Source organism: Chroococcus sp. FPU101, from assembly GCF_017312365.1.
GTDB lineage: Bacteria > Cyanobacteriota > Cyanobacteriia > Cyanobacteriales > Microcystaceae > Chroococcus.
In genome coordinates this window covers 21,909-37,988 of the sequence record NZ_BLJI01000030.1, presented here as the reverse complement: position 1 = coordinate 37,988, position 16,080 = coordinate 21,909, and the positions used below count along the sequence as shown (strand labels likewise).

The 16,080-nt window shown below is 33.1% G+C and carries 15 protein-coding genes and 1 pseudogene; 9 read left to right on the top strand and 7 right to left on the bottom strand.

The window, feature by feature from the left end; genetic code table 11:
• Positions 1-15 precede the first annotated feature (15 nt).
• Positions 16-342: a hypothetical protein gene (locus CFPU101_RS19675; RefSeq protein WP_206817027.1), complete on the top strand. Its 327-nt coding sequence runs from the start codon at positions 16-18 to the stop codon at positions 340-342.
• A 5-nt stretch (positions 343-347) separates the two neighbouring features.
• Here the strand turns inward: CFPU101_RS19675 and CFPU101_RS19670 are convergent, their stop codons facing one another.
• Together CFPU101_RS19670 and CFPU101_RS19665 are read right to left on the bottom strand one after the other, a co-directional pair.
• Positions 348-2,348: a TrkA family potassium uptake protein gene (locus tag CFPU101_RS19670; protein ID WP_206817026.1), complete on the bottom strand. Its 2,001-nt coding sequence runs from the start codon at positions 2,346-2,348 to the stop codon at positions 348-350.
• Between the two features lie 6 nt (positions 2,349-2,354).
• Positions 2,355-3,803, bottom strand: coding sequence for a glycoside hydrolase 100 family protein (locus CFPU101_RS19665; protein ID WP_206817025.1), 1,449 nt, complete (start codon positions 3,801-3,803; stop codon positions 2,355-2,357).
• Between the two features lie 67 nt (positions 3,804-3,870).
• On the opposite strand from CFPU101_RS19665, the gene CFPU101_RS19660 reads away from it, so the two are divergent.
• From CFPU101_RS19660 to CFPU101_RS19635, 6 genes and pseudogenes are all read left to right on the top strand, one after another.
• Entirely contained in the window at positions 3,871-4,623 is a 753-nt protein-coding gene (locus tag CFPU101_RS19660; protein WP_206817024.1) for a sucrose-phosphate phosphatase, read from the top strand.
• A gap of 81 nt (positions 4,624-4,704) precedes the next feature.
• Complete coding sequence (gene rpmF / locus CFPU101_RS19655; RefSeq protein WP_206817023.1) at positions 4,705-4,878, top strand: 50S ribosomal protein L32; 174 nt, start codon at positions 4,705-4,707, stop codon at positions 4,876-4,878.
• Positions 4,879-4,952: 74 nt separating this feature from the next.
• A pseudogene (locus tag CFPU101_RS19650) lies at positions 4,953-5,545 on the top strand (sulfite oxidase-like oxidoreductase).
• Between the two features lie 23 nt (positions 5,546-5,568).
• A complete protein-coding gene (locus tag CFPU101_RS19645) occupies positions 5,569-6,357 on the top strand; it encodes a YdcF family protein (protein ID WP_206817022.1) in 789 nt (262 codons plus the stop codon).
• A 104-nt stretch (positions 6,358-6,461) separates the two neighbouring features.
• The gene (locus CFPU101_RS19640; RefSeq protein WP_206817021.1) at positions 6,462-6,641 is read left to right on the top strand and encodes a putative toxin-antitoxin system toxin component, PIN family; all 180 of its coding nucleotides are present in this window, start codon (positions 6,462-6,464) and stop codon (positions 6,639-6,641) included.
• Entirely contained in the window at positions 6,601-6,801 is a 201-nt protein-coding gene (locus CFPU101_RS19635) for a hypothetical protein (protein WP_206817020.1), read from the top strand. The genes CFPU101_RS19640 and CFPU101_RS19635 overlap by 41 nt, the downstream gene beginning before the upstream one ends.
• Before the next feature lie 51 nt (positions 6,802-6,852).
• Here the strand turns inward: CFPU101_RS19635 and CFPU101_RS19630 are convergent, their stop codons facing one another.
• From CFPU101_RS19630 to CFPU101_RS19610, 5 genes are all read right to left on the bottom strand, one after another.
• A complete protein-coding gene (locus CFPU101_RS19630; protein WP_374191978.1) occupies positions 6,853-7,935 on the bottom strand; it encodes a glycosyltransferase family 4 protein in 1,083 nt (360 codons plus the stop codon).
• Complete coding sequence (locus CFPU101_RS19625; protein WP_206817018.1) at positions 7,936-9,066, bottom strand: glycosyltransferase family 1 protein; 1,131 nt, start codon at positions 9,064-9,066, stop codon at positions 7,936-7,938.
• The gene (locus CFPU101_RS19620) at positions 9,060-9,929 is read right to left on the bottom strand and encodes a glycosyltransferase (RefSeq protein WP_206817017.1); all 870 of its coding nucleotides are present in this window, start codon (positions 9,927-9,929) and stop codon (positions 9,060-9,062) included. The genes CFPU101_RS19625 and CFPU101_RS19620 overlap by 7 nt, the downstream gene beginning before the upstream one ends.
• Positions 9,929-11,533, bottom strand: a complete 1,605-nt coding sequence (locus tag CFPU101_RS19615) for a hypothetical protein (protein WP_206817016.1) — start codon at positions 11,531-11,533, stop codon at positions 9,929-9,931. Before CFPU101_RS19615 ends, CFPU101_RS19620 begins: the two co-directional genes overlap by 1 nt.
• A gap of 141 nt (positions 11,534-11,674) precedes the next feature.
• Positions 11,675-12,388: a class I SAM-dependent methyltransferase gene (locus CFPU101_RS19610; RefSeq protein WP_206817015.1), complete on the bottom strand. Its 714-nt coding sequence runs from the start codon at positions 12,386-12,388 to the stop codon at positions 11,675-11,677.
• A 339-nt stretch (positions 12,389-12,727) separates the two neighbouring features.
• Here CFPU101_RS19610 and CFPU101_RS19605 point away from each other — a divergent pair, with 339 nt between their 5' ends.
• Both CFPU101_RS19605 and CFPU101_RS19600 read left to right on the top strand, forming a co-directional pair.
• Positions 12,728-14,404, top strand: coding sequence for a hypothetical protein (locus CFPU101_RS19605; protein ID WP_206817014.1), 1,677 nt, complete (start codon positions 12,728-12,730; stop codon positions 14,402-14,404).
• Positions 14,401-16,074, top strand: a complete 1,674-nt coding sequence (locus CFPU101_RS19600) for a hypothetical protein (RefSeq protein WP_206817043.1) — start codon at positions 14,401-14,403, stop codon at positions 16,072-16,074. The genes CFPU101_RS19605 and CFPU101_RS19600 overlap by 4 nt, the downstream gene beginning before the upstream one ends.
• Positions 16,075-16,080: the final 6 nt, after the last annotated feature.

The window sequence follows — 16,080 nt, the reverse complement described above, 5'->3', positions numbered from 1 at the left end:
CAAATTCTTAGCATTATGGAGCAATTTTATTCTTCTCAAATTGTTTGTTTAGAACATCAAAATTATTGGCTTTATAGTGAGGTGATTCAAGTGATTACCCAGCGAGAATCTTGTTGGGTTCGTCCTTTATTGTTAGTTGTTCACTCAGATGATGATGTTCAAGAGGTTTTTGATGTTCGTTGTGTTTCGGATCTGATTTTTCCGTTTAGTTTTTTTCGTCCCGCTTTAGATACAGAATTAATTCCTCTGTTATCTCATTTATCTAAAGGTGATTTATCCTCCGAAGACGAACAAGTATCGCGTTTTAGGTTTCAAGAATTGTTAAGAGAAATTTGGCGGTAAGATATCTAATTTTGGATGATTTCTGCGTTAACTCCTGTTTTCATTAAGGCTCTGACTAATCTTTGAGCTTGTAATTTATACAAAGGAGGAGGTAGAGTAGCAGGAAGATGAATCATCATTTCTCTTGTTTTATTTAGTGGATATCCAGAAATACGAGAAATTGCATTTGCTCCCTCAAAAATCGCATCTTGTCCAAAAATTGTATTAATACGGACTTGACAAGTTTTCGGTTTAATATGGTTAAATCCTTTTTCGACTCGTTGTAAACCTTCTGGAGTGGCTAAAATAACCATGCGATCGCCGACTGATAGTTTAATATCTTCTGATGGCATCAAATGTGATGAATTATTTTGTTTTTGGTGCAAAATTGGAATGACATCATAACCATAAGCAACTTCTGAGAGTAATAACCCGTTTAATGTATCACCTGTTTCAATGTTATATTCAGTAACTAAAATGGTTTGATGATTTAACCGAAAAAGAGAGATAATATTTTCACCAAATGCAGCACCTGCGAACGCCTCCGCAGCTACTTTATAGGTTTCTAAAACTTGGACTTTAGGTAACAGTTGAGTTAAATAAGTTAAATTACTACCTGATGTTCGTATTACTAAATTACAATTTGGATTTTTTTGATAGATCATCAGAGCGACTTCTAAATTAACAATATCATCGGGCGTTACAATTACAACACTTTTAGCTGTTTCTACATTAATCTTAGTTAAAGCATCTTTTTGTTGAGTAGCAATTAAGGGAATATCGGGTAACATTCGCTGTTCTAGATCTAAATTAAAAGAAACACCAATTAAAGATTGTTTGAATTCTTGTAGGATATTTGTAATAGCTTGTCCCACTCTACCGAGTCCAATAACAACGATATGATCTTGCTTAGGAATGGGTGGACGTTGTCTAGTAAATTCAAATTTAGTTGATAAAAGTGCTTCTGTTAGTAAAGCATATAAAACCCCAACAAATCCTGTACCTGCAAAAGATAATAATAAACCAAATCCTTGTAACCAATGGGGTACATCTGTAATCGCTTCAAAACCGCCAAAAATATCGCCGTACCCACCTAAAAGAAAAATTGCAGTAATAAAAAATGACGATAATAAATCTAGCTTTGGCGTAACTTGATGTATTAGAAAAGTTCCGATAATGAGTAGCAAAATAACAATGATTCCCGAAAATAAAGCAACTCGTCTAATTTGTTGTTGTAAATTGAGTTTCCAAAAATCTTGGAGAAAATTTTTGTATTTTTTCCAAGCTGGAATCATTGAAGACATTTTTTTGCTTATTGGTTTTTGTGGTGTTGATTCTTCAAAAAAAGTCAATTGCTCTACAATTTCAAGATAAGCGAGAGTATCACCAGGGTTAATTATATTTTCTGATTCCCATTGATGAAAGTTATTTTTTAAAGTTTGTCCGTCTGCTATATAGTTTAAAAGATTACGGGTTCGCGTATTGATGTCATGTAAAAGACGATTATAGCACCAAGGATCATTAGATTTAATCTGTCGCTGAATAACTTGTAATCGTTGTTGATCTAAAGTAAAAAAGCCGATCAGTTCTGTTCCTAATGCGGCTAAAGCGAAGGTGGTTGCGGGTAATTCTGTGGGTTCGTAGGCAATAAAATTACCTAAATGTTTGCCTAATAAGTCGTTAAAATTTTCTTTTGCTGATCGAACAATTAAGCGAGTTTTAGAATTGAGTTGACGGACAATTAAAGCCGTTGCGGTATTCACTTCTTCACTAGATGTTACTAACAATGCAGCCCGACAGCGTTGAATTTTGGCTTGTTCTAAAATATTTTGTTGACGACAATCTCCGATGATTAAATCATCCAATAAATCGACTAAATTGGGAATTTCCCAATTATTTGGTCTGCTACATTCAATCGCAATAACAGGTATATTAAATTCTTTTAGTGCAACAACACAATACTGTCCTAAACTTCCCAAACCGCAGACTAGAAAGTAATCTAATGATTGTTGGTTGAGTTGTTGCATTATTTTTTAAAATAAATTAATCGTATTTAACTGCTGCAAAAACATTAAACTTGGTAAATTCATGATCTTACTATCTTCGGGATTGACTTTAAGAAAATGATGTGCTAATAAAAAGCCAACAATTGTCCAAGTTTGATTAGATCTCGCTTGTTGTCCTATCCATAAACCTGTAGGCCCATCGAAATATTCTGCCCATTGTTGTTTAGGTAATCTCTGCAATAATAATTCATAATAGATATTTAATAATTGCTCCATTTCCTCTGTTTTGTCTTTTTGCCGTAAAACAGCTAAGACTAAAAACCAAAATAAACAGGGCCAATGTCCACCATTATGATAAGACCAAGGTAAGTTTTTTCGATCATATCCAGTTTGACTTTTCCAGTCAATATCTTCAATGGGTGGATGACAAATCCTAAGAGGCATTTCTGAGAGTAATTGGCTTTGATTTTTAATGATTAATTGAAAAAACGAAGACTGTTGAGCATTACTCATTACATCAAAAATTGCTCCTAAACAATTTCCTAAACTAAAAAAGCGAAAATCGGGTCTTCCTGTTCGGATATTGCCGATTAAATAGCCTCCTTCTTGACCTAACCATTCTTGTAACCAATTGGGAATTGTTTCAGTGTGTATATTATATTCATTAACAATGCGATCGCCATATTGTTCGGTTGGTCTACGGCGTAAGGTTTGTACAATATTGCTATTAATCCAATAGTGTTTTAATAAATAATTTCTCAGGTTTTTTAACCAATTAATACTTAAATTTAATTGATAAAATTGTTGTTGAATAAAAGGTTCAAATAAAGCATTTCCTTGATTAAAATAGTCTTTATGTTCTAAATCAATAGCAATTAAAGCCGCCGAACTTTTAAGCGCACCATATAACAAAGCTTGAATTTCTAAAGGACTTCCCCAAACATCTAAAGGTCGATCAATCATAAAGGCACCATCGGGAACATAAAGCGTCGGTGCATCTCTAAATCCAGGATGAAGAAATAAGTCTAAAAACTTCTGTATACCTAACTGAACTTTTGAATTAGTTACCCATTCTTTATCCCCCGTCCACTGTACATATATATAAGCAAGAATTGGCCACCATAAAGAAGCATCAATCGAACAAACTCGCCCGATTGCACGTTGTCCATAATCTACTTTTATCTCACCATGAATGTCAACAAAACTGGTGGGAAAAATCCCAACAGTGGGAAATTTTTGACTTTGTAATTCTAAACAAGTATCTAAGAAATGACGTACAATTTCTCCTTGACCATCTAAAAGTAGATAAATCATCGTCGGGACATTATCCCGTATAAAAATTTCGTTATAATTTAAGTCTTGTCCAGCGTGTCGAGGAATTGCCGCAACGGTTCCCACGTATCTACCCTGAAATTTAACTAAAGCTTGATCATACAGAAGAGAGCGCGCTGCATCAATAACGCTTTGTTCCTTCATAACTGGTGTTTGATGAACCGATATGTTATCTTGTGTTTGTAATCTTTATTATATGAATTTTTGAGTTGTGAAATTTCTTATCATCTCTGATTTAGATAATACTTGGATAGGAGATGACGCTGCTACGATCGCACTCCAACAGACTCTTAAAGAAAAACGCGATCGTTTCTATCTAGTATATGCAACAGGACGCTCTTTTTGTTCAGTTGCTCGAGAAATGCGAAACTTTTGGTTATTAACTGGAGAACCTTTGCTGACACCCGACTATCTCATTACGGGTGTTGGCAGTGAAATTTATCATCAAGGAATATTAGATTATCATTGGGCAACTCAAATCTCTCAGCAATGGGATCGCAATGGTGTCGTTCAGGTTACACAAAAATTTCCGCAATTATTACCGCAAATTGAACCCGAACAAAATCCTTGGAAAGTTAGTTTTTGCCTTCATCCTAACACTAAGCCCGCTATTTTGAATACGGTACACGAACAGATTTTACAATTGGGCATTTCAGCAAAAATTATTTTTAGTAGTGGTCGGGATATTGATATTTTGCCTCAAACAACGGATAAAGGGATTGCGGCGATGTATTTGCGTGAAAAGCTACAAATACCACTAAATCAAACCTTAGTTTGTGGGGATTCTGGTAATGATTTGAGTTTATATCAACATGGTACTCGTGGCGTGATTGTCAATAATGCTCAAAACGAGTTAGCACAATGGTACAGTCAATCGGGTACAGCTAATCATTACTTTGCTAAATCGTCCTATGCTTGGGGTATTTTAGAAGCGATCGATTATTTTAATCTAGGAACCACGTAAACATGGTAAACTGAACTTTTGGCCATCTGGAAATTTTGGATCGGCCCTAAAACTAGAGAAAGTAAAGAGAGTTAAGTAACTATGGCTGTTCCTAAGAAGAAAACCTCAAAATCAAAACGTGACAAACGTCGCGCCACTTGGAGAAAACAAGCGGCTTTACAAGCACAAAAAGCGTTATCTTTAGGTAAATCGGTTCTGACTGGACGTTCTAAAGGTTTTATCTATCCTAAAGACGAAGAAGACGACGAAGAGTAATAGATTAATAAAGATGGGGAAGAAAGACATCTTTCAATCCCCAAATTATTGTTTAGAATGACTGACAAGATAGTATGTTAGGAAAATTCTTTCAAAAACCCGAAGCTGATCAAAGCGATCGTGTTCCTCCTGGTCAATATTTAACGAAAGGTTTTCCCGTTTTGACCTACGGAGATACACCCAAAGTTAGTACCGCAGAATGGAAACTGAAGGTTTGGGGACTCGCAACCCCTAAAACTTATACTTGGGATGAGATGATGTCCCTCCCTATTAGTGAATTCCATCTTGACTTTCACTGTGTCACCCGTTGGTCTAGATTAGATATGGATTGGACGGGAATTAAAGTTACAGATTTTTTAAGTACAATTGAACTTGATTCTAAAGTGACTCATGTGATGCAGCATAGTTACGGGGGTTACACAACTAACCTAACCCTAGATGAGTTTGCGCGGATGATAATTTTTTTGGTTTAAAGGTTTCTGATGAACCCTTATCCGCAGAACATGGTGGCCCGATGCGTATTGTAGTTCCTCATCTCTACGCTTGGAAGAGTGCAAAATGGATTAATGGTTTAGAATTTTTAGACCATGAAGAATTAGGATTTTGGGAAAGAAATGGTTATCATCGTCGCGGCGATCCTTGGTCAGAGGAACGTTATAGCGATTAAAGAATAACTGGGGTGTAAAAAAAATGTTTCTTCTATTATCTAAATTACTCCCCGTTTTTATTTATCCATTAGGTTTAGCTACTTTTTTATTAATTATTGCTCTATTCTTGTTATGGCGGCGTTCTCGTTTTGTTGAAATTCCTCTCTTTTTAGCCGTCTTTATTATTTTAACTGCTAGTAATGGCATAGTCAGTACATATTTAGTACAAAGCTTGGAGTGGCAAAACATCCCCGCAACCTTACCGAAAGCTGAAGCAATTGTTTTACTTGGTGGATCAACGAAAAGCGCGTCTTATCCTCGTCCAATGGTAGATATTAATGAACAAGGCGATCGCGTGATCTATGCTGCTAAGTTATATCTAACAGAAAAAGCACCTCTAATTATTGCCGCAGGAGGTCGCATTAAATGGCTAAGTACAGAACAACCCGAATCAGCCGATATGGGACAATTATTAGAGTTAATGGGAGTTCCTAATAGTGCAATTATTCAAGAATCTGAGTCTTTAAATACTTATGAAAATGCGGTAAATGTTAAGAAAATAGTAGATGAAAGAGGAATTAAAAAAATATTATTAGTCACTTCAGCGTTACATATGCCGCGTTCTTTAGCGATTTTTAAACATCAGGGAATTGAGGCAATTGCTGCGCCAACTGATTTTTTAGTCAGTTATCCAGATTTAGAATCATTAAATCAAAGTTTGCCCGCAATTCTTTTAAATTTAATCCCCAATGCAAATTATTTAGAACAAACGACGAAAGCGATTAAAGAATATATTGGAATTTATATTTATCATCTCAAAGGATGGATTTGACTAATTTTAATAAGGATAACTTAATCTCTTGAGTCAAATCTTGAAAGAACTGAATGTGACACCATTATTGATGCTATAGTAGTGTCATCTATTAATAATCTTTCATGCGCGTCGTCATAGATACTAATGTTTTGTTAACAGGATTAACCAAACAGAGAGGAGTCGAAGGACTGCTTATTGATGCAGCTTTAGCAGATTTATTTCAGGTATATGTTTCTAACGCTCTAGCTTATGAGTATGTTGATGTTTTGTCTCGTAAACTTTCTTCAATTAGCATCTTTTGATGTTTTATTAGAACAATTAGAAGAGACTTCAAAAGCAGAAATCAAAGAGATTTTAGAGCAACGGGAAAAGGTAGAGCTAGATTCTGAGTTAAGTCTAGATGTGATTGAGCGACTTCAGGAAAGAATTGAGAAAGCGATTTCTACGAAAAAGCTCAATTGAAAGATTTTTCGGGTTTCCAGTCATCCCAACTTCATTGAAGACTCAGGTTTACTAGAGATAGCGTTGGAGAACTTCTATGGTTTCTTGTCCTGTTTTTTGCCAACTGAACTGTTTAGCGCGTTGTAGACCAAGGGTTCTGAGTTGCGATCGTAATTTTTCATCTATTATAATTCGATTCATTACGTCTGTAATTTCTTCAGTCTGATAAGGATTAATTAATAAACCTGCATCCCCCACAACTTCGGGTAATGAGGAAAGATTTGAGGTAATAACAGGTGTACCACAGGCCATTGCTTCGAGTACAGGGAGTCCAAACCCTTCCCACAGTGACGGAAAAACCAAAGCTAACGCATTATTGATAATTTTCGGTAACGCATCATAGGAAACATAGTCTAAAAACTTGACCTGTTCAGTAATGCTTAATTCAGTGATTTGTTGTTTTAAAATGGGTGTATAACGTGGGTCTGGTTTACCTGCTATCCAAAGTTGATAAAGTTTATTGGGTAAATTAGCAAACGCAGTAATTAAACGAGACAAATTTTTGTGTGGATCGGGACGACCAACATATAAGAAATAGGGTGTAGAATAATCAGGGTTAGCATCGGGATAAAAATGGTTTTTATCATAAGCTAATAATGTCGGGGTCATTTTAGAAGCAGGAACACCAAAATAATTGAGCAAATCATCTGCTGTTGCTTGAGAATTACATAAAATATGTTCTGCTTGCGCTAAAAGTTTAGGAAAAGAGAATTTAAAATACAAAGTCAATAAAGATTTGCGCTGAGGGAAACGCAAGGGAATTAAATCGTGTACTGTAATAATATAGCGAGATGAACGATAAAGTGGTGCTTCGGGAATGGGTGAAAAAAGTAAGGATGCTTGATGAATTTGATAGATTTTAGCGAGTTGAAACTGTGTCCAAAGTAAACGTTTAATATTTCCCTTGGTACCTTGCGCTGGAGTCATATCAGCAGGAACAGGATAACAATTAAAGTTAGGAACAGTTTGGGAAATTAATAAAGTCGGATTAAGGGAAGATAAATAAGGATAAAGATTTCTAGCATAGGTAGCGAGTCCAGTCGGTTGAGGAAAAAGATAGGATAAATTGATTAAAAAAGGAGATTTGGTCATGATTTATAAAATCGTTCGGTAAGCTTTTAATGTTTCTTGCGCTGTTTTTTCCCAAGAGAATAATTTTACTCGTTTTTTACCTTTTTCGATTAAACTTTGTCGCAGATGGGTATTAGATATGACTTGTAAGATCGCTTCAGCAATTTGTAGAGGATCTTGAGGATCGATTAAAATAGCAGCATCCCCAACTACTTCGGGTAAAGAGGATGTATTAGAGGTAACGACAGGTGTATTTAATGTCATTGCTTCGAGTACAGGAAGACCAAAACCTTCATAGATAGAAGGATATGCAAAAACATCAGCTTGGGAATAGAAAGCAGCAACTTCATCATCTGATAAATAATCTAAGTGATGAATATCTTGTTGATAGGGTGAATTGTTTATTGCAGCAAAAATAGACTCATATCGCCATCCTTTTTGACCAATGAGAACTAATTTATGTTCGATTTTGTGTTTTTGTTTAAGGTGATTAAAAGCTGCAATTAAATTAGTAAGATTTTTTCTAGGTTCAATTGTACTTACAAAAAGAATATAGGGTTTTAGATATTCGATAGATAAAGAAATTTGAGGAAGTTTAGTATAACGACTTGCTAAATAAGTCACATAGATCTTTTCAGGTTTAACTCCTAAATCTTCAATAATATCTTGTTTGGTACTCTCGGAAATAGTCAAAATTAGATCTGTCCACTTTAAACACTCTTTAACACGTTGACTATAAGTTTTAACTCGTGAATTGACAAATTGTGGGTATTTAATAAAAGTTAAATCATAGATATTCATCACTTTTAAAGCATGAGGAAGGGGATAAACAACATGATCTGTTCCATGAATTAAATTAGGTAAATCTAGATATCGATCAAAGTATGAGCAAATTGTTTTAGCATGAGTCGCTAGTAAATGAGAGATGCTGACAGGAATGGGTAAACAGTTAAGGTTAGAGTATTTTTGTAAGAGTTGATAGGCTGAGAAATTACCTTTAATCCAATTTTTGACGGAAGGTTGATAAAAAATATTTAATTCAAAATTTTCTTGCTCTTGAAGTTTATATAATTCATCGATTAAATGATAAATATATAAACCAATCCCACTGGGTTTAGCTCTAAGTGCTGTTGCATCAACTAATATTTTTAACATTTTTGCTTCCTAGATAAATACATCCAGATTCCTTGTAGTTTACTCAGAGAAAATTTTGGATTAAAAGGTAAAACGAAAAAAGAAGTAATAATCATCTTAATTAAGATTCTCCATAAAACAAGTTTATTAGTTCGTTTTTCGAGAATTAGTAAATTACTATAAATATTATGTATTAATCTTAGATAACCGTATTTAAGTGTAATTGATGAGGCTTCATGTATCACTTTAATCTGATTTGTAACGGCAACTAAATGACATTGTTCTGAATAGCGATCGCAAAAATCCACATCTTCATAATAAAGAAAGTAATCTGGATCAAAATAGGGCATTTCTGAAAAGTTTTTTAAATTAATCAATAAGCTACATCCAGTAACCCAAGCAACTATTAAGTAAGACTGATTACCATAATCCAAAGATTCATTTTCAGCAATAATAATACCATCACTTTTCGTAAATCTTCCCCAACCAAACCATAATGTTTCATCGGGTTTATAGACTTCGGTTCCTAGTATGGAAACTTCTGGATATTGTATAAAGAATTGTTCAGCTTGTTTTAAAGAATTTTCAATTAAGTAAGTATCTGGATTAAGTAGCCAAATTATTCCATTTTTATCAGTTTGATAAATCCAGTTGATTCCTGAATTACAAGCTTTACCAAAACCTAAGTTACTTCGAGACTGTAAAACAATAATTTGCTCACTCACTAATTTTTCAATGTCTTCATCTTTAGGCGAGTTATTAACAATAATAATTTTTTGTGGTTGATTCTCGTACATCAAAATCGAATGAATTAAACGAGTAACTAAAACACTAGAATTATAATTTATAATTACAATATAAAATGATTGTTTTTCTAAATTCATTATTCTAATTTACGAAGAGGACAAATTGAATATTTAGCGACATGAGTTGAAAACTGTTGACAATTTTGATAATCTACTAATAGTTTATAATCTTTTTGACTTTGCTTTTCTTCAGGATTCAGCTGATCAGGACTAATATCTAATAAGTATAAATTCTCATCTGGTGTATTTTCAATAATTTGATTTGCTTTTTTTTGTAATAATGTTCCTTTTTCTAAACCTGTATTTCCTTGAATTCTAACAAATCGAGTTGAAGAAGGAAAATAAGGAACAAGATAAGAATTTCCATCATCACCCCACATCACAATTACTTTATTCTCATATTTTTTTAAAGCTTTAGTTTCAATACCAAAGTAATTTGATTGCCAAGGAAGTCTCGACCAATCTAAAGGTTTAGTGGTTGTAATCATAACTGTAAAAAGAATAGCTGATAAAACTAACAATACTTTTCTAGATGGGTAAATATAACCAAGAATTAGAATGATTAAAACAGGTGTTAGTAATTCCAATACAAGTAAATAACGATAGATGGAAAATAGTTTTAGCCAAATAAGATAAGAAGCTACATAAAAAGGAACTATCAGAAAAATGACAGACGGATTAACAATATTATAAGATGTTCTATTAATTTTTTGAATAAATTTAATGACCAAAAATATTAAAAATATAATTACAAATATATAAGCAATTGCTAAACGAGAATCTTGGAATTCTAACTCAGCCACTAAAGACTGTTTTTTCGTAAAATAAAAAGGATAAAATAAACTTTGCCAAATATCACGCGGTAAAAATCTAGTATCTTTAAGATCAAAATCTGTTCTTATATAAGGAGACTTAAAAAATTTATTAAAAAATGGAAAAAGTGGACTCGAAAAATTGAGCCACATTAAAACCATCCAGTAACCAGCAGTGACGAGAAAACCCGCAAACATAGAACTCATTAAAGCCAACAAGTTTAAAAACTTTTCTTGTAGCTTATTACGAATAAAATTTATAGAAATAATTAAAGCAATTCCATAAAGTGCAACTGTTAATTTAAGCCCTACACCTAACCCAGTAAGAAAGCCAGCTATTATTATATTTCTTAAACTTAGTTTACCAAAATTGGCTAAATGATAAACTATAATTAATAAAGAAGTTAAAATAAATAAACTACTTGTGCTATCACCTATTACTGTACCTATTTCTGAATAATAAGCTGCTCCCCAAAGGCCAGTCAAAGCAGCAAAACAACTCAAAAAATGTCGAGTATAGTTTTTGATATTAAGTAGTGAATGATAAACAATTTTATGAATTAGCCAAAGATTAAGACCATGTAAACCACCCCAAAAAAAGCCAAAAACAAGCGGTGGAATTTTTAGATAATAAATAAATATAAAAAATGGCACATCTATCAATGGATTAAAAAAAGTTTGAATTTGTGCTGGAAGAATATCATATTTCATACGTCCTGTAAGTAACATATAAGGATTATAAAAATGATAGTTGCGTAAATCCCAAGATACATCTTGTCCAAGACGAACAGAAATCAAACCAACCAGAACAAAATAACAGATTCCCCAGCAAAGAAAAGGAGGGATATTTTTAGTTTTTGAAAGATTCATAAAGATAAAAATTAGAGATTAAATGAAAATACTTAATAAAGTTAGTTTTTTCAGAAGATAGTGCAAATTGAAACAAATTTACCCTAAAATATTAATTTAAACTAATTTTAAATTAACAAAAATATCTGATTATTAAATTAATTAAGCTGCATTCTTTTTAACAAAAACTAATGATGGATTAATCGTTATGCTATGAAATTTTGATTTCCTTGTGGGTCTTCCTGATAATAGTCCTCGTGTTAAATCTTCGGCTCCCTGTTCATCAACTAATTCTTTGAGAAATCCCACCATACCGTAGTTATGATTATGCCAAGAATCTTTAAATCCTAATTTAATATCTTGAACATTTTCTTGTTCATTTGATGAAGATAGCTTAGGTTGGAATGTTTTTCCATCGGGCCAATCATCCCAGTATCCAGTTCCCCAATCCTCAATAACATAAACTCCTGATGGTTTAAGATGATTATCAAATAAGTGCCAGAAAGAGATTTTAGTCAAGGCACCAATATGAGAAGCATCATCAATAATAATATCAAAGCCCTCTGGTGCTATCTGATTAGCAACTTTGCTTAAAAAATCAGTATCTACTTGATTCCCCTCAAACAGGTGAATTCTTTCTTCTTTAGCTAGTTCTGTAACATCTGGCAATTTCAGATCTATACCCACGATGGTTCCGTGAGGAAAGTAGTCTCGCCAAAGTAATGAAGAACCTCCATCTAGTACACCTAGCTCTAACAACTTTATTGGCTGCTCAACAAATTCTTGAAAGAATGAATCACACCGATCTAAATAGTAACGGTGGGCAGTTTTATCAGTCTGATAGCAATTTAAATTTAGTTCTTTACTGCGGGGCATATACTTTTCACTGTATTTGGAAAACCTTCGTTTATATTATATGACTCTTTTAACTACTACAAGTTTTCTACATACAATGTTGGAACTAAATTTCAAAGCAGAGCAAACTATGTTTAATGAAAAAGTGTCTTTGATCAATATATTTGTAATTTGTATATTACAGCATAAACTCTAGCAAATTTTCATTAATTGCTGGAACTCTTTGTACTTTAATATAGTCTCTATGCACTTAATTTCAAACATTTTAAAATTCTTGGCTAGAGCTTTATTTTAGAAAAATTGATGATTTGGTTAAAACTGATGATACTATCTTTCGAGGATAGGTTGAGGGAGGTTGAGATGAAAATAATCGCTCAAAAGTATATTAGTAAATCTTATATAAAAATTGTGTTGGCGATCGCTCTTGTGGCTACTATTGGTCTTTCTGTCGTCTCGAACTATGGAATTACTTGGGATGAACCAATGGAAATAGAAATGGTAAAGTGGAATCTTAGTTTTATTAGAGAGAGGAAGCCTATTTCAGAACATTCTCGCTATCATGGGTTTATTTTCAATTACTTTTCACAACTTATATATAATACTCAAGATGAGATTAGAAAAACAATATTTCCTACATCTATTACTAAAGATGAAAATATCTCAGGCTGGCAAAAATGGATTAATAGTATCAGAACAAAAACAAGAGTAAAACACATTGTTACTTTTACTTTTTCACTTTTAGCCTATTTTGCTGTAGCAGGAATTGTTGCTATCTTAGCAGGAATTGATTTTGCCTGGTTGGGAGTACTTACTTTAGCATTGTTCCCCAGCTTTTGGGGCTATAGCTTTTTCAATCCGAAAGATATTCCTTTTGCTACACTTTTCACATTATCTACTTTTGCTGGTTCCTGCTTACTCAGCCATTTTTTTAAAACTGAAGAATTGAAAGACTCACCCCAAATTGGTTTAAATAAAATTACGATTAGTTCTCTCCTTTACGGAAGCTTAGTCGGTTTAACAACAGGTGTGAGAATTGGCGGTTTTATGTTTTTATTCTTTTTACCACTTGCTCATTTACTATCTACACCTAATTTAAAAAGTATTTATCGTAACATTCTCTGTTACAGTAAATTTTATCTAATTATTTTTCTGACATGGGCAATTACAACAACGGCAGTTTATCCAGCTTCTTGGGATAATCCCATTGCGTGGTTTTGGCAAGCTGTGAAGGCAATGTCTCAATTTAAAGTTTGGAATAATTTTGTATTGTTTGATGGACAACAAATTTTAGCAAGCGAGTTACCTTGGTACTATTTACCACGCTGGATATCTATTTCAGTTCCAGTATTATTTCAGGTTAGTGCTTTAGTCGGTCTAGTCTGGATTATTTTAAAATACAATTGGTTAAGCAGAACTCAACGTGCTTGTGCAGTTTTAGTAATTCTACAAATCTTTTTTCTGCCCTTTTTAGCAATTATTAAACATTCAACTATGTATGATGGGATGAGACATTCTCTGTACATCTTACCTGGAATTGCCGCTTTAGCAATTACTACTATTATCTGGTTTTTTCAAAAAATTCGTAGTCAATATCTACGCCTATTTTTAGCGACTTTATTAAGTTTATATTTTGCGACAATTGTAGCTGATATGATAGCTCTACATCCTTATGAATATGTCTATTTTAATCGAACTTATGGTGGTTTGAAAGCAGCGTATCAAAAACAAGAAACTGAATACTGGGGTCTCAGTTTTAAAGAAGCGATGGAATGGCTCAATCAAAATGCTGAACCTAATTCTACTATTTTAATTGCTGGTCCTGCCTTTGCAGCACAAGCATTTGCAGATCCTTCGCGCAATTTTAAAACTTTTGATCGAGATGAATTTCCTTGGGGAAAAGTACCGAATCCAGACTATTATATGGCTCTCCCACGCTATGATTATCAGACTTCCCTATTCTTTCCAGAATGTCCAATTGTTTATTCAGTCATGAGGCAAAATACACCATTAACAATAATTAGAAAATGTTTTAAATGAAAAAGATTTTTAATATTAACAATTTTGATAAAACATCGATTAAGATTTTTTGGTCTACTGTATTAGTTACCATCATCGGTTTATCAGGTATTTCTCACTATGGAATCACTTGGGATGAGCAAATGAATATCGATATGGTGAAATGGAATCTTGAATATCTTCGAGATGGTGATCCTCTATCTAAACATTTCAAATATCATGGATTTATTTTTAATTATACTTCTAATTTAATTTACGAATTTCAATACGAAATTCAAAAATCTTTATTTCCGCATACATCACTCAGTCAGCAAAATTTTAGAAATACTGCTGAAAGAAATTTTTACATTCTTAAAGAAAAAACGAGAATTAAACACGTTGTTACTTTTTTACTCTCTTTATTAACTTATTTTTCCGTAGCGGGTCTTGTTTTTATTCTAACTCGTTCTGATTTAGCTTGGTTAGCAGTCTTTATTCTTGCTTTATTTCCTCGGTTTTGGGGTCATAGTTTTTTTAATCCAAAAGATATTCCTTTTGCCACATTATTGACATTAGGAACTTTTTTAGGATCGCATCTACTGAATTATTATTTTAAAAAAGAAAACAAAGTTAATAAAATTGGGCTGAATAAAATTACAGTTTATTCTTTACTCTATGGAATAGCGATCGGTTTAGCTACAGGTGTTCGAGTAGCTGGTTTTTTTCTCTTATTCTTTTTCATCATTGCACATCTTTTAGTCCAATCAAATTTTAGAGATATATCTTTAACTTTTATTCGATTTAGTAAATTTTATATTATTATTTTTGTGGCTTGGGCAATCACTACTATATTTGTTTATCCTGCTTCTTGGTTCAACCCGATTCAATGGTTTTATGAGGCTATTTTTTCCCTTTCTAAATATAGTGTTTGGGATAATACTGTTTTATTTAATGGACAACAAATACCAGGACGCTCGCTACCGTGGTATTATCTTCCTCGCTACCTTACAATTACAATACCTGTTTTATTTCAAATAAGTTTTTTTGTCGGACTCATTTGGCTAATCTTAAAGTTTAATAGATTAACTCAAACTCAACGTGCTTGTTCTATTTTAGTCATTTTGCAAATTTTTACCTTACCTTTAATTGCCATTATTAAACAGTCAACAATGTATGATGAAATTAGGCATTTTCTATTCATTATTCCAGGAATAGCCGTTTTAGCAACAACAGCTTTAATTTGGTTTTATCAAAGTATTGCTAATAAATATATTAAACTCTTTTTGGCTACCTTACTAACACTATATCTAATTTCTATTGGTTTAGACATGGCAGCACTTCACCCTTACGAGTATACTTATTTTAATCGTACATATGGGGGATTAAAAGCAGCCCATCGACAACAGGAAACAGATTATTGGGGATTGAGTATAAAAGAGGGGATGGAATGGCTTAATAAAAATGCTCAACCTAATTCTACTATTTTAGTGGCTGGCCCGATTTTTGCAGCACAAGCATTCGCTGATCGTTTTCAAAATTTTACGATTATCCATCGTGATTATTTCGCTTGGGGAAAAGATCCCGATCCTGATTATTATTTAGCTATCTCTCGCTATGATTATCTTGATTTTTTTCCACAATGTCCCGTAGTTTATTCAGTAATCAGGCAAGACACTCCTTTAGGAATTGTTAAACATTGTAATAAAAAATAATTCAAT